16 protein-coding genes are annotated in these 13,789 nt (G+C 41.4%); 4 read left to right on the top strand and 12 right to left on the bottom strand.

What is annotated here, in order from left to right; genetic code table 11:
- Window positions 1-5: 5 nt before the first annotated feature.
- Window positions 6-944 carry an oxidoreductase gene (locus OSJ91_RS25080; RefSeq protein ID WP_413019855.1) on the top strand — a complete coding sequence of 313 codons (939 nt, stop codon included), beginning with the start codon at window positions 6-8 and terminating at the stop codon, window positions 942-944.
- Window positions 945-1,014: 70 nt separating this feature from the next.
- Here the strand turns inward: OSJ91_RS25080 and OSJ91_RS25085 are convergent, their stop codons facing one another.
- The gene (locus OSJ91_RS25085) at window positions 1,015-1,455 is read right to left on the bottom strand and encodes a peptidylprolyl isomerase (RefSeq protein ID WP_095679904.1); all 441 of its coding nucleotides are present in this window, start codon (window positions 1,453-1,455) and stop codon (window positions 1,015-1,017) included.
- Window positions 1,456-1,617: 162 nt separating this feature from the next.
- On the opposite strand from OSJ91_RS25085, the gene OSJ91_RS25090 reads away from it, so the two are divergent.
- A complete protein-coding gene (locus OSJ91_RS25090; RefSeq protein WP_485890647.1) occupies window positions 1,618-2,610 on the top strand; it encodes an NADPH:quinone oxidoreductase family protein in 993 nt (330 codons plus the stop codon).
- Window positions 2,611-2,640: 30 nt separating this feature from the next.
- Here OSJ91_RS25090 and OSJ91_RS25095 read toward each other — a convergent pair whose 3' ends face one another.
- From OSJ91_RS25095 to OSJ91_RS25105, 3 genes are all read right to left on the bottom strand, one after another.
- Window positions 2,641-4,101: a PAS domain-containing sensor histidine kinase gene (locus OSJ91_RS25095; RefSeq protein ID WP_485890648.1), complete on the bottom strand. Its 1,461-nt coding sequence runs from the start codon at window positions 4,099-4,101 to the stop codon at window positions 2,641-2,643.
- A 147-nt stretch (window positions 4,102-4,248) separates the two neighbouring features.
- On the bottom strand, window positions 4,249-4,677 hold the full coding sequence (locus OSJ91_RS25100) for a cell wall hydrolase (protein WP_137020264.1): 429 nt from the start codon (window positions 4,675-4,677) through the stop codon (window positions 4,249-4,251).
- 385 nt (window positions 4,678-5,062) lie between these two features.
- Window positions 5,063-5,332, bottom strand: coding sequence for a DUF1292 domain-containing protein (locus tag OSJ91_RS25105; RefSeq protein WP_137020263.1), 270 nt, complete (start codon window positions 5,330-5,332; stop codon window positions 5,063-5,065).
- Between the two features lie 303 nt (window positions 5,333-5,635).
- Between OSJ91_RS25105 and OSJ91_RS25110 the strand changes: the two genes are divergently transcribed.
- The gene (locus OSJ91_RS25110) at window positions 5,636-6,040 is read left to right on the top strand and encodes a VOC family protein (RefSeq protein WP_434547753.1); all 405 of its coding nucleotides are present in this window, start codon (window positions 5,636-5,638) and stop codon (window positions 6,038-6,040) included.
- Between the two features lie 174 nt (window positions 6,041-6,214).
- Window positions 6,215-7,858 carry an alkaline phosphatase gene (locus OSJ91_RS25115; protein ID WP_350302966.1) on the top strand — a complete coding sequence of 548 codons (1,644 nt, stop codon included), beginning with the start codon at window positions 6,215-6,217 and terminating at the stop codon, window positions 7,856-7,858.
- Window positions 7,859-8,647: 789 nt separating this feature from the next.
- Here OSJ91_RS25115 and rpsN read toward each other — a convergent pair.
- From rpsN to OSJ91_RS25155, 8 genes are all read right to left on the bottom strand, one after another.
- On the bottom strand, window positions 8,648-8,917 hold the full coding sequence (gene rpsN, locus OSJ91_RS25120) for a 30S ribosomal protein S14 (RefSeq protein WP_350300407.1): 270 nt from the start codon (window positions 8,915-8,917) through the stop codon (window positions 8,648-8,650).
- A 39-nt stretch (window positions 8,918-8,956) separates the two neighbouring features.
- Window positions 8,957-10,126: an NAD(P)-binding domain-containing protein gene (locus OSJ91_RS25125; RefSeq protein WP_485890649.1), complete on the bottom strand. Its 1,170-nt coding sequence runs from the start codon at window positions 10,124-10,126 to the stop codon at window positions 8,957-8,959.
- A 66-nt stretch (window positions 10,127-10,192) separates the two neighbouring features.
- The gene (gene rpmG, locus OSJ91_RS25130) at window positions 10,193-10,342 is read right to left on the bottom strand and encodes a 50S ribosomal protein L33 (RefSeq protein WP_034310390.1); all 150 of its coding nucleotides are present in this window, start codon (window positions 10,340-10,342) and stop codon (window positions 10,193-10,195) included.
- A 22-nt stretch (window positions 10,343-10,364) separates the two neighbouring features.
- On the bottom strand, window positions 10,365-11,558 hold the full coding sequence (locus OSJ91_RS25135) for a GTP-binding protein (RefSeq protein WP_350300409.1): 1,194 nt from the start codon (window positions 11,556-11,558) through the stop codon (window positions 10,365-10,367).
- Between the two features lie 411 nt (window positions 11,559-11,969).
- Window positions 11,970-12,140: a hypothetical protein gene (locus OSJ91_RS25140; protein WP_156500230.1), complete on the bottom strand. Its 171-nt coding sequence runs from the start codon at window positions 12,138-12,140 to the stop codon at window positions 11,970-11,972.
- 154 nt (window positions 12,141-12,294) lie between these two features.
- Entirely contained in the window at window positions 12,295-12,675 is a 381-nt protein-coding gene (locus OSJ91_RS25145) for a nucleotide excision repair endonuclease (RefSeq protein ID WP_170971597.1), read from the bottom strand.
- A gap of 196 nt (window positions 12,676-12,871) precedes the next feature.
- Window positions 12,872-13,024 (bottom strand): YpzG family protein, encoded by a 153-nt coding sequence (locus OSJ91_RS25150; RefSeq protein ID WP_072272311.1) that lies wholly within the window; start codon window positions 13,022-13,024, stop codon window positions 12,872-12,874.
- 103 nt (window positions 13,025-13,127) lie between these two features.
- Window positions 13,128-13,775, bottom strand: coding sequence for a DUF4352 domain-containing protein (locus OSJ91_RS25155; protein ID WP_350300410.1), 648 nt, complete (start codon window positions 13,773-13,775; stop codon window positions 13,128-13,130).
- Between the last annotated feature and the right edge of the window lie 14 nt (window positions 13,776-13,789).

Below are 13,789 nucleotides of genomic sequence, written 5' to 3' on the forward strand. Positions count from 1 at the left end.
ATTGGATGATTGAAAAGTGGAATGGCGAAGAAATGGCAGATGTATCGGGGCAAACCATTGTGATTACTGGTGCAAATAGTGGGCTTGGCTTCGAAACGGCTTTTGCACTGGCCGGTAAGGGGGCAGAGATCATCCTTGCGGTCCGGAATGCTTCAAAGGGTGAAAAGGCGGTCGATAGAATCTTATCGGTCCATCCAAAGGCAAATGTACGTGTAATGGAGCTGGATTTAAGTGATTTGAGCAGCATTCGGCATTTTGCCGATTCCTTTCAGGAAAACTATGAATCTCTCTCCGTCCTCATCAATAACGCAGGTGTGATGATTCCGCCCTACAGTAGGACGAAGGATGGCTTCGAGCTGCAATTCGGCAGCAATCACCTCGGTCATTTTGCTTTGACAGGCCTCCTTCTTCCGCGTATCCTTTCTACGCCAAACTCGCGTGTGGTCACATTGAGCAGCTTGGCCGCCATCAATGGATATATAGACTTCGAAAATCTAAATGGTGAAAACGGTTATAAACCAATGAAATACTATGGGCAAAGCAAGCTGGCCAATCTACTCTTCGCCCGCGAATTACAGAATAAATTCAACCAGCATGGTGCAACCCCGATCAGTGTTGCCTGTCATCCGGGCCTTTCCCATACTAATCTCATGTCACGCGGTTCTGGCAAACCCATAAATAAATTCGTGCACTTTCTTTCCAAAACCATCACCCAGCCGGCAAGTATGGGAGCATTGCCTACCCTTTATGCCGCAACGGAACCTGCATTGACAGGCGGGGAGTATATCGGACCCGATGGAAAGAAGAGCAGAAAAGGCTTTCCCAGAAAAGACGAGATCATCGATACCTTATATAATGAAGAAACGTCGAAAAGATTATGGGATATTTCAGAAACCTTGACAGAGGTCAAATATCGTTTCACTGAAAGCACGATGCCAAAATGACTTTATATATTTTCGCTCATGAACAGCGCAAAAAAAAGAGGGAGCATGATGCCCCCTCTTTTCGCTTTCATCATTCAGCGTCAAAAACTTCGACTTTTTCCATTTTGTCGCCATTTTTCATAGCTTTGGCTGTTTCAAGTCCAGATGTCACTTTACCGAATACTGTGTGAACACCGTTAAGATGCGGTTGTGGTTCATGCACGATAAAGAATTGGCTTGAGCCTGTGTCTTTTCCAGCATGTGCCATAGATAGGCTACCTGCCTCATGTTTATGAGGGTTTCCTTCTGTTTCACATTTGATTTGTGTGCCGCTTCCGCCTGCACCTGTACCTGTTGGATCTCCGCCTTGGCTTACGAAACCAGGGATTACACGGTGAAAGACTACCCCATTATAAAATCCTGTGTTTGCCAAGTTTTCGAAGTTAGCCACTGTGTTCGGTGCTTCGTTCGGGAAAAGGTCGAATTCGATTTTTTCCCCATTTGCCATAAGTATGTATCCTTTTTTAGCCATGTAAAACATCTCCTTTAATATGAACTGAATCAAATCTAATAGTACCATTTTTAGAAGCAGAAAGAAAAGCAAGCGCTACTTATTTCGAATTGTATCATTATACATTCCTCTATTTTTTATTTTATAATGGGGTAGATTCATTATTATAAGGGGGAACGAACCATGATACAGCAATTTGATGCATTAGTCGTGAACAAGCAAGATGATCAATTCACCGTTAACATTCAGCAGCTTTCACTTGATGATCTACCTCAAGGCGAAGTGCTCATCCGTGTTCATTATTCTGGTGTGAATTATAAAGATAGCCTTGCAGCCATTCCGAATGGTAACATCGTCAGCAGCTATCCGATCGTTCCGGGCATTGATTTGGCTGGTGTTGTCGTTTCATCTGAGGATTCTCGCTTTAAAGAAGGAGACGAAGTCATTGCGACCTCCTACGGGATTGGCGTTTCCCAATCAGGAGGCTATAGTCAGTTTGCCCGTGTTCCTGCAGAGTGGATCGTCCCGCTACCTGATGGCCTTACAATGAAAGAGGCGATGATCATCGGAACGGCCGGTTTCACTGCAGCACTATCGGTTCTGCGATTGGAAGAAAATAACCTCACCCCTGAGCAAGGGAGCGTTCTCGTCACTGGTGCAACTGGCGGGGTCGGCAGTTTCGCTGTCTCGATCCTTTCCAAACTTGGCTATTCCGTTGAGGCGAGTACAGGAAAAGAATCGGAACATGGATACTTGAAGAAAATCGGTGCGGCGACCATTGTATCGCGAGAAGATGTATATGATGGCAAGCTGCGGGCACTGGGCAAGCAGAAGTGGAGCGGGGCGGTAGATCCCGTCGGCGGTGAACCGTTAGCATCGGTCCTTAGCCAAATCAAGTATGGCGGGGCTGTGGCGGTCAGTGGATTGACAGCTGGTACAAGCCTTCCTGCCACCGTCTTTCCTTTCATCCTAAGAGGGGTTAATCTACTTGGGATCGATTCGGTCAATTGCCCGATGGATACAAGATTGAAAGTTTGGCATCGGCTTGCCACCGACTTTAAACTAGAGCATTTGGAACAGCTCGTTCAACAGGAAATTACACTTGAAGAATTGCCTGACGTCCTTCCTACCCTATTAAAAGGGGAAGCAAGAGGCAGAACGATCGTTAAACTATAAACCAAAAAGTGACGAGAGCATGGCTTCTCGTCACTTTTCATTGACAGGGAGACTGATATCTACAATCGTCCCTTCTCCCACTTCGCTGCTGAAATGAATTTCCCCATTATGCTCATGGATGATTTTAGTGCTGACCATGAGCCCAAACCCTGTTCCTTTTTCAGATGTGCTATAAAAAGGCTGGCCTAGATGCTTCATACGCTCATTTGTGATTCCGCAGCCTTGATCAATGAACCGGATCACTGCAGAGTCACCTTCATGGTTTAACTGTATATGAAGTTTGCCGCCATTGGGCATGGCTTCTATAGCATTATTGACGACATTCGTGAATACTTGTTTTAACTGATTCGGTTCGCCAAAGACAGATGCCGAATCCGTATTATATTCCTTGATGATTTCGACATCATTCAATATCGCTTGAAACTCAGCTAACGTAATCACACTATCCAAAATATCGTTAAGCTGAATGAATTCACAAACCTTCGCTTCAGGCTCTGCCAAACTTAAAAACTCATTGGCCAGGTTTTCGATTTTTTCTACTTCACTGACCATCATTTCAAGATAGTCCTTTTGCTCAGGGTCTTCCCTTAATAATTGTAAAAATCCTTTGACCGTAGTTAATGGATTTCTTATTTCATGAGCGATGCCCGCAGCCATCTGTCCTACCGCCGATAACATATTGGATTTACAGAGCAGCTCTTCGGTCTTTTTACGCTCCGTAATATCCCTGCAAAATACCTGTATGGCCGGTTGACCTTTATATATAATCGGAAGACCGAGTGTTTCTCCATAAAATACTTGTCCGTCAAGTCGAATGAACTTTTGTTCCAGTAAACCAACCGCCTGATGATCGTCCCTCATGATCTCGATTCTTTTTTGTACACTTTCCCGGGACTCCAGGTGAACGAACTGAAAAACCGATTTACCGATAATATCTTCCACACTATCCATCCCAAGCATTTTTGCCCCCATGGGATTCATATACTCTATTATCCCATTGCGATGTACAAAAATCGCTTCAGGTGACACCTCAACTAAACTGCGATACCTTTGCTCACTTTCCTTCAAGGCAGCTTCAGCAAGTTTTTGATTCGTGATGTCCCGATAAACGAAAACGAGTGCACACGGCTCATTTTCATCATTACGGATATTGAACAGGGAAATGCTTACATCGATTAACTGGCCATCCTTCCTTAACCTGACCGTTTCAAAGCCTTTCCTTTGTACCCCTGCCTTAATCTGGTCATGCAATTCATTGACTGACTCCTTCAAGAAATCAGGAATAATTGGAAACGGCATGCCTATGAGCTCATCATTCGTCCAACCGAAAAACTCTTCAAAAGCTGCATTCACTTGAAGGGTCTTTCCTTCCAGATCAACAATGGAAATGGCGTCCGGGTTGTTCTCCATGAAAGACTTAAATTTCTCGGTATTATCCTCCGGCTGTTCCCCCATTTGCCCTTGTCCATAATTAATAAGCCTTTTACTCATCAATTTTTTTATTCCTTTCTTATCCGGAAATTTACAGTCTCAATTTTACAGTATCAGTAAATCATTTGCCAGTTTTATCATATGATTTTTCCAAGTTAAGGATTGATGCACAAAGAGGCCAAACCCCCATAAGGTTCAGCCTCTTTCTTAAAATGTATTATAAATATTTGGACATTCTGTACCTGTTGGTTCATAAAAGCAATGAAGCTTGAAACGTCCAACCAGGGGCTGATTATACCAGGTTGCCGGACAATCTCCCGGTGGCCTGAAGTACCATAGGCTAAATTTCGAGGGCCATATCCTTTCACCATTTACACTGCGGCGTGCAAGTCTTTTTTCCCTGTCCCTTGCCCGCTGATAAAAATACCCCTTCTGTACAGCTTCAAAGGCATGCTCCTGATAAATCATGTCTGGAATCGTCCTCAGCCCTTTGAAATCGGAACAATTCGACCTAATCCGATTGATCCCTACATTACCGATCATCAACATGCCCTGATCACCTTCGCCCTCGCCTTCCGCCCTAAGCAATCTTGCCAATAAGGCTATATCGGCATCAGTGTGCTTTACAACGGCCATTCCATCACCTCCACTTTTTTTTATCCTATGCCTCAGGGATGGAAAAATACTCCGTTTATTAACAAAATCTTCATATTGAATACACGTCCTATCAATAATACAACCCTATACTTAAGTAAGGCTGGATAGCACGCGTGGCTATCATGGTATTTGGCGAAGGCGGGGCCAATACTTTCTTTATACATATAAAAAAGGCGGCACATATTGTGCCTCTCGGACTGTAGACAAACTTGATGAAAGTCGAGTTTATCTACAGTTTTTTAAGGGTTTGTACAATTTGCCTTCAGGCATTCGCTTAACTCAAAAAGGTTTCGGAATGGTGTCATTCCGAAACCTTTTTGTCTGCAAACTGAGGCCTCGCACAATGTGCCGTCTTTTTAACTTGTCATTCTTTCGCTTCAAATGCCGCTTCAAACGCCAATGATACCTTTTCGAACTCTTCATCCGATTCGATATCGAGCAGTTCACCTTCGCCTTCGACCCTGAAAAAGAAAATATCGATATCTTCATCTGTATCCTCTTCAATATCTTCAAGCAAACCTACTGCAACATATTCCGTTCCTTCTACATCCAATGAACCTAAAACCTCAACTTCATGGCCTTCATCACTGTCATCAGTAAGGGTGAAAATTTCACCTTCACGAATTTTTCCCATACTACCTCTCCTCTCATATCCATTAATAATGGAGTTGTTTCCATAGTATATCTACTATTCCATTTAGAAACAAATTTTTGCCCTGGAAAAAGTTAAATTTCATTCTTACATTAAAAGAATCAATCAATAGATATTATGGAAGAAAAGTATTATCCCGAAAGCCATTCGTCATTTTTCATTATTTACCAATACTTTCCCTTTATTAACATCATTTAAAAAATTATCTAAAAACGGTTATAAAAATGTAATTTAATTCCGAATAATCTTATATATACTAATATTAGCAAATTGGATCTGGACTTAATGAAGGAGGAAGATTTCTTGGCTGTGAAGAGGGTCGATCACGTTGGCGTTGTTGTAAAAGATCTTGAAAAATCCATCGCCTTTTATCAAGATGTGCTGGATTTAAAATTAAAAGCACGCATGACTCATACTAATGGGGTAATCGAACTGGCATTCCTGGGTTACGAAGAGTCGGACGAAACAGAAATAGAATTGATTCAGGGATATAGCGACACACTGCCATCCGAAGCAACGATCCACCATTTTGCCATTACCGTGGATGATATCGAAGAAGAATATGCCCGGATCAAAAGCTTGGATAACACCGAGCTGATTGATGAAGAGATCGTCACCCTTCCAAATGGTTATCGCTATTTCTACGTATATGGACCGGAAAAAGAGTGGATTGAATTTTTCCAAAGGTAAAAAGCATACTAAAAAAGCAGAGTCTTAAAGACTTCTGCTTTTTTAACGCTTCTTCAACATTTTAGCAAAATTTACAGATAAAAAACCTTTCTTTACTTAACTGAAGTAATTTCTTAATATACTGCATTTATCCTAAAAGTAATAATATTTTTGGAGGTATGCATTTTGGGGAAAATGAGCAAAAAGGTAGCAGGAATTACGTTAGCGGGAGCGGTAGCCATTTCATCACTGGGTATTTCAACAATGAAGGAAGATGTTCAGGCAAAAAACAAGAAAAAAGAACCAACAAACGTCATCATGATGGTGATGGATGGGACAAGCACAGGAGCCACAACCCTTTCAAGGTGGTATAAAGGCGGTAATCTAGCCATGGATGAAATGCTTTCAGGCGGTATGCGTACATATTCTGCTGAATCGGCCATTACAGACTCAGCTCCTGCAGCAACAGCCCTTGCGACAGGAAATAAATCCAATGATAAATTTGTCGGTGTCCTGCCAGCCATCGTTAATTCTCCAGGGCTGGATCCGGTTAATCCGAAAAATGCCCATAAACCAGTCGCTAACGTTTTGGAGGGTGCGAAACAAGCCGGAAAGGCTACTGGCATCATTTCTACATCTGAAATCCAGCATGCTACACCCGCAGGATTCTCCGCTCACGTGACACATCGAAGCAATTATGGTGATATTGCGGAACAGCAGGTTTATCAGGGGATTGACGTCGTTTTGGGAGGGGGCAAGGAATCCCTTTTACCAGGTAAAACAAAAAATGCAAGAATTGATGGAGAAAACCTTTTGGAAGTGCTCGATGAAGACAAATATGATTTTGTTGAAACCCGTGACGAGCTGTTAAACTCCAAATCGAATAAAATTTGGGGAAGCTTTGCACCAAGTGCCCTGGCATATGATTTAGATCGTAAAACGACAAAGCCAAGTGAACCCACTTTAGCTGAGATGACCAATAAAGCCCTTAAAACCTTGAAAAAAGATAAAGATGGCTTCTTCTTATTTGTCGAAGGAAGCAAGATTGACTGGGCTGCTCACGGAAACGACACGATTGGAATGATTAGTGATACTTTAGCTTTTGATGATGCCGTGAACGAAGCCCTTAAGTTTGCAAAAAATGACGGAAACACGATGGTCATTGCTGTAACGGACCACGGGAACAGCGGAATTACAATGGGTAACGTAAACACGAACTCCTCCTACCCGGAAACACCCGTATCAGCTTATATCGATCCATTAAAGAAAGCGAAGATGACTGTTGAAGGAGCTTTAAGTAAGTTAAAACCAGATCATTCCAATCTAAAAGAAGTTGCAGCACTGTATGGACTGGATGAACTGACTTCTGAAGAAACAGCAAAACTTACCTCTTCTAAAAACGTAGGTGCTGAAATGACAAAGCTGCTTGCTAACCGTGCCAACATTGGCTTTACAACTGGCGGTCATACTGGGGAAGACGTATTCCTGTATTCTTATGGCCCTTCAAAACCGACTGGATTAGTGGAGAATACAGACCTCGCTAAAAAAATGGCCGAATTCATGGGCTTTGATTTACAAAAATTATCGAACAAACTCTACATGAATGCTAAAGATTCCTTTGAGAAAAAAGGATATTCAACCCGTATTGATGTGACAGACCCGAATAACCCAATTTTCGTAGCGAAAAAGGGGCAGCAAAAAGTAGAGTTGCCTGCAAATAAGAATATCGTTATCAGCAAGACCCCTAAATCCACTAAACAAAAGAAAATTAATGCTATCACCGTTTACAACGGAAAAGACTTCTATATATCTGAACAAGCATTAAAGGCAGTCAAGTAAGCAACACATCTTTATAATGATGAAGGAGCCCTTGTTTTAACAAGGGCTCCTTCCGTCTATCAACTCTCATCCTCCCTTTTAAATTTCAGTTTGATAAAGATACAGCAGCTTATTTTAATAAAAATAAAAGTAAAGTTGTAAAATCATTACATCAATTAGAAAAGTGGAGATTGATGATGCAAGTGATTTAGCTCAATTAAAACTAAATTAAATTCTTTATTACGAGCAGGAGGAGTACCAAGTACATATTCACATGAAGAGATGAGAAAAAGAAGTAATTGAAAAATTAAAAGAAAACCTCAAAAAATTAGAACAAGAAATAAACCAAAATAAATATTCCTTTTCAAGTTTTGTACGTGAAATCTTATATAGTACACGTGATAAATGGAATTTAGAAATAGAAGAAGAAATTAAAAATAATTAAGCATCTAAAAAGGTCCTTATCTAAGATTAGATAAGAACCTTCAGACTGTAGACAAATTAATAAAAGTTCCAGTTGATTTCAGAAATCTGCTCACTTTCCGCGACTGTCTGCCAAGCCGCATCAAGCAAGCGCCTGCGGGGTCTCGGCTAGCCAGTTATTCGGCCGTTCACGCAGTTTTTCGACCTATCCCGTACTTTATTCAACCTACACTGCACTTTATTCGACCTACATTGCACCTTATTCGACCGTTCACGAATATTTTCGACCTACACCGCACTTTATTCGGTTCATGAATCTTTTCGGCCTTCTCCTCACTATTCGGACTCCAAACCCCTTTTTTTATGAATGATTTAGTACTCCCCGCTTCACCAGCTTGACTTTTTGACACCCGGCAGTTGCCCTTTATGAGCAAGTTCCCTAAAAACGATACGTGACATGTTGAATTTGCGCATATATCCACGGGGCCTTCCCGTTACTCCACAACGATTGTGAACCCTTGTCGGCGAAGAGTCACGAGGGAGTTTGGCCAATGCGGCATAATCCCCTTTCTCCTTCAATTCCTTTCTAAGTTTTGCATACTTTTCGACCATTGCCAGCTGTTTTTCAGCTTTAATCACCTTGGATTTTTTCGCCATTTATATTCTCCTTTTTTAAAAATCTTGATTTTATAAAATCTATAAACTATTCACAATTCGTTCCGCTGCCTGTCTTGCTCCCGATATATTCCTCGAAATCGGTCCCATTTCAAGTTCAGCCAATGCACCCGTGACATATAAACCAGGTCCCCACTGCAACGACTGCGATACAATCGGATAACCACATTCCGCGCAGCGTAAATCATGCGACCGGATGACTGGAGTCAGCCAATCCTTCCCTGGCATTGATGACTTAAAGCCGGTCGCTAAAAGGATCGTCCCTGTAAGTTGAATGACCTTTTCGTATTTATTCCTGAGACCAATATGCCCGTCCCTCCACACAGCGCTTATCACTTCTTCATCCATTACACGTAATAATCCCTGTTTAACCTGATTCATCAGCGCTTTATGTAAGTCAGGTGGTACGGAACCCTTATTACGTGCCTGAATAATGGTCTCGCGTCTTTTTTGATAGCTAGTTATAGCATGGAAAGGACGCTGTTTTTTCGGCCCCAACCAACCAGGATCACTGTCGAAATCATGAATCCTAAATGGATGCCGCTTTAGTAGCGTTACGTCATTGGGATAGATCTTACTCAGCTTCAAAGCGAGATGGACAGAAGATATGCCTCCCCCAATGATCGTGATTGGTCCTTTTAATTGTGTCAGCTCCGGAATATTTTCATCGAATATGTGGTAAATGGAACCCTCATGCTCTTGTTTTAATTGCTGTGCCCAATCAGGCCAATAAGGCTGTTCTCCAATACCAATTGAAATCACAAGCTTTTGTCCCACAAGCCGTCGCTTGTTCTGCAATTGGATTTCCCAGCCCTGTCCCGTTTTGCAGGCAGAGGTGACTTCCCCTTGCACCCATGCCTTCTTAATGGATAAATCATCAGCCAAGTGAACACAATGTTCATTGAAGGATTGTAGGGACGGCCGCTTATATTGGCCATAAAAGTTATTGTTCCAGTCTGCCTTTTCCACATATTTCTGCAGGCTGAAGGGATTCACATCCAGATGGTGTACGGATGGAGAACGTAAATAAGGCATTGAAATGATTTCCGTACAATGCTTCCATCTTGCCAATGGTTCTTCATTTCTATCAATAATCGCCAGCTGGTCCACTGTCGTTTTTCCTGACTTAAGTAAAAATGCCGCCATCGTCATACCTTGAATTCCTCCGCCAATAATGATCCATTCCAACATGAACTTCCCTCCTTTTATATCCATCCTCTTCAATAAAACAAAATCATTACGATTTAAACTTCAAAATTACTTCGTTTCACGGTGAAGCGTGTGTTTCTTTAATCGTGGGCAGTACTTTTTCAATTCGATCCTGTCCGGATTATTCCGCTTGTTTTTCGTTGTGATATAATTGCGGTCCCCTGATTCTGTGCATGCTAACGTAATGTTTACTCTCATTTTTATTTCCTCCTAATGTTTTTTAATGAACGATTTCCGTAAAAGCAGGCAATCGATCTTCATATAAAGACCAATCCTGCTGTAACTCAATTTCCGTCAATAAGCATTGATCTAATTCATTTTCGATTTCCTGTTGATTCATTTGAATGCCAATCATCACCAGCTCCGTCATCCTGTCACCGTATACTGCATTCCACCGTTCCAATAATTCAGGTGCCTCCTTTAAAATTTGGCCCTGTTCTTCCTCAGGGTAAGCTGCAATCCATTTACCGGCTGCTTGTAAAGTTAATGACGGTCCCGCCTGCGAAAGCAAGCCTGCCGTATCATTTCTCGATGCCAGCCAAAGGAAGCCCTTTGCCCTCACCACTTGTACGGGCCAATTTTCTAACCATTCCATTAGCCTCTCGGGATGAAACGGTATTTCCCTTCTGTAAACGAAGGATGAAATCCCGTACTCCAGGGTCTCCGGGATATGCTCTTCATTCAATTCCTTTATCCAGCCCGCTCCTTGGCTTGCCTCTTCAAAATCAAATAAATGTGTATTCAATACATCCTTTAGCGGCACCTTGGAATGATTCGTTTCGATGATCCTCGCATCCGCATTCATTTTATGAAGAACCGCCTTTAATTCCTCAACGGCGTCAGCATCCATTAGATCGATTTTATTTAACAGGATGACATTGGCGAACTCTATCTGATCTATTAGTAGGTCGACCACTTCCCTGCCATCGGCAGCATCAGTTGCCTGCATCCTGTCAATAAGCGTTTCTCCGGAAGTGAAGTCTTGCCAAAAATTATACCCATCAACAACGGTAACCATCGTATCAAGCCGGCAATATTCCGATAAATCAATTCCCATGCTTTCATCAACATAGGAGAAGGTTTGGGCTACAGGTACCGGTTCGCTTATCCCAGTCGATTCAATTACGATGTAATCAATGTCCCCTTGTTTCGCCAATTTCTCCACTTCAATCATCAAATCCTCACGAAGCGTACAGCAAATGCAGCCATTCTGCATTTCCACCAGTTTTTCATCCGTCCGGGTAAACCCTCCCTGTTTGACCAGCGAAGCATCAATATTGATCTCACTCATATCATTAACAATGACGGCAACCTTCAGCTCATCCCGATTTTCAAGAATATGATTCAAGAGCGTCGTCTTTCCCGCACCAAGGTATCCACTCAATACCGTAACCGGAATTTTCTTCATCTCCATCCCTTACCACTCCTTTACCTGATTTCTTTACTGTGCGTAAATCAAAATCATTACGATTTAAATACCAAAACCATCTCCCACGCGAAAACACTCTTTAATAATAAAACGTAATCATTACTATTTGCAAGTTTTTTTCAAAATTGCCTCCGAATACTTCTCCTGAACCAATGTAATCACGATTGCTCCGACACACGGATAAATGAAAGGTGCCGTCATACAATTTAAAACAAAAAAATTAAATGGAAGCCCAATCACACATTACAACATGTGTATGGAACCTCCATTGCAGGTTTATCATTTAATGTACTTCCATATTGACAAGCAGCTGATCATTAACACAACGCTTCATTATCCAATACATTTTTCTTTTTCTTTGTTGCAAATCGAGAAAAAACTTATTGGTTACTGAGCTTATTCCGCCATTTCCCACCCTGAAGATGTTACTGTCTTTTGTTCAAAAGTTTCAATTTCTCTCTGTTTCGCCAGTTTAGAAGCTTGTGACATGGACCACGTTAAATTCCCAAAGGCAATCACTGTCCCGATCGAGATAACTAACACCTTTTTACAAAGTATTTTCTTCAATAGCTTCCTCCTGAGAATGTATTGGAATACTCTAAATATAAACCAACATTGTTAACCTAACATGTAGCTGCTGTAAATGTACGAAATTATTTTTGTACATATGTAAACACAAAAAAGCTGAGTGCATACGCAGTCAGCTTTTCATAGGTGTTTCTTATTTATAAAATACTTTGTCGACGTTGTATTTAGCATGAAGTTTATTGATCATGTACGTTTCATAGATTTCACGTTCCATAGCGTCTTCGACTATAAGAATGTCAATTTTCTTGACTTCATTACGATGATCTTTAATCGGAGAAACATTATCCTCGAAATGCTTCTTGACCCTTGGTCTTAATTTACGAGCTTTACCGACAAAAATCAGCTCATCGTTTTCATTGTAAAACAAGATGATGCCGCCTTTATCACGGGGAATCAAATGAAAATCGATAAACCCGTAAATTTCAGGAATGACAGGCTCGTCTCCTTCAATAACTTGCTTTCTTTGTTTGATGCTTATATCCGCTGCAGGGATTTCAATTTTAATCATTACAATTCACGTCCTCTATTTGTATAAGGTGAAACTTTCAATCGGAATCATGGTTTCACGTCAAGCCAATCACTATAATCTTAAAGGTAAATGGTATCATAATTATGAATGAAAAGCCATGTATGCCTTGATTGGTTTAAGATGATTCTAAATATAAAGAAGAAGACTCGCTGGGAGCCTCCTTCTTTATCGGAAATATCCGTTACCACCTGTGAGCCTTTGCATTGCTTCTTAGTATAATGTTTGTTTGCGATTCTTGCGTATGGCCATTAACTTGAGATTTTGAACGCTTAGGTCTTGTCCAATTATGGTGAAACTTTTGAGAATGTGGATCTAATTGATCTTTATAGCTCATTCTGTGTCACCTCATCATTAGGATTTGGATATTCCGTTCAGTGATAGTAATCCCCATCACTTGTTCTAGTATTTTATTTTTCCAAGGCATTTATACATATCCTTTAAAAAGCGAATTCAGCTGACTTGCCTTTTGCAAGGACTTCCCCTTCTTCATCCACCGCATCACTTGTCATTAGGGATATGCCCTTTATGTTTCCATCATTTAGAATGAAACCAATGTTTCCGCTTTTTGAACCGTTTCCTTCTATTTCACCAGTAAGTTCTTCCAAGTAGATCTCATCTTCCCATGTCAGATGTTCTCCTCTGTCCGTTTCGAGGAAAGCAACTGGGGAAAACTTAATTTTTTTATCCGTATTGTTTTTGATTTCCACGTTCACTTTTACGATATCGAAATCTTCATCATGCGTATAGCCGTGGAAGAAATCAATCATGCTGTAATCCGGAGTGGCATGCATCACTTTCATTTCTTTGACTTTAACCTCGATCGGGCCAACATCCAGCGTTTCATTCACTTTTTTATAGGCCTTCAAAGTTAATTCGCCTTTGGCATCGGAAACGTTCTGTCCGATCTGGTTCAAGTTTATATCATCAGGAAGCTGCGGATTCGGAACATAGACATCCTTTTTTTCCAGTGGTCGTGCAATTTCCTCTGTTTTTTCTTTAGCTGTCGTTTCTTCTTCGTAAGCTGGTTGGGTATTAAGAGCACCAAATGCCGTTAATAACAGGGCACCAATCATCAGTCTGTTCATTGAATCCCTCCCTG

The organism is Bacillus sp. T-10(2022) (assembly GCF_056502895.1).

Excerpts from the sequence above, each read along its gene's own strand:
- OSJ91_RS25080 (WP_413019855.1), top strand. The coding sequence starts at position 6 with ATGATTGAAAAGTGGAATGGCGAAGAAATGGCAGATGTATCGGGGCAA.
- OSJ91_RS25085 (WP_095679904.1), bottom strand. The coding sequence starts at position 1,455 with ATGGCTAAAAAAGGATACATACTTATGGCAAATGGGGAAAAAATCGAA.
- OSJ91_RS25090 (WP_485890647.1), top strand. The coding sequence starts at position 1,618 with ATGATACAGCAATTTGATGCATTAGTCGTGAACAAGCAAGATGATCAA.
- OSJ91_RS25095 (WP_485890648.1), bottom strand. The coding sequence starts at position 4,101 with ATGAGTAAAAGGCTTATTAATTATGGACAAGGGCAAATGGGGGAACAG.
- OSJ91_RS25100 (WP_137020264.1), bottom strand. The coding sequence starts at position 4,677 with ATGGCCGTTGTAAAGCACACTGATGCCGATATAGCCTTATTGGCAAGA.
- OSJ91_RS25105 (WP_137020263.1), bottom strand. The coding sequence starts at position 5,332 with ATGGGAAAAATTCGTGAAGGTGAAATTTTCACCCTTACTGATGACAGT.
- OSJ91_RS25110 (WP_434547753.1), top strand. The coding sequence starts at position 5,636 with ATGAAGGAGGAAGATTTCTTGGCTGTGAAGAGGGTCGATCACGTTGGC.
- OSJ91_RS25115 (WP_350302966.1), top strand. The coding sequence starts at position 6,215 with ATGAGCAAAAAGGTAGCAGGAATTACGTTAGCGGGAGCGGTAGCCATT.
- rpsN (WP_350300407.1), bottom strand. The coding sequence starts at position 8,917 with ATGGCGAAAAAATCCAAGGTGATTAAAGCTGAAAAACAGCTGGCAATG.
- OSJ91_RS25125 (WP_485890649.1), bottom strand. The coding sequence starts at position 10,126 with ATGTTGGAATGGATCATTATTGGCGGAGGAATTCAAGGTATGACGATG.
- rpmG (WP_034310390.1), bottom strand. The coding sequence starts at position 10,342 with ATGAGAGTAAACATTACGTTAGCATGCACAGAATCAGGGGACCGCAAT.
- OSJ91_RS25135 (WP_350300409.1), bottom strand. The coding sequence starts at position 11,558 with ATGGAGATGAAGAAAATTCCGGTTACGGTATTGAGTGGATACCTTGGT.
- OSJ91_RS25150 (WP_072272311.1), bottom strand. The coding sequence starts at position 13,024 with ATGAGCTATAAAGATCAATTAGATCCACATTCTCAAAAGTTTCACCAT.
- OSJ91_RS25155 (WP_350300410.1), bottom strand. The coding sequence starts at position 13,775 with ATGAACAGACTGATGATTGGTGCCCTGTTATTAACGGCATTTGGTGCT.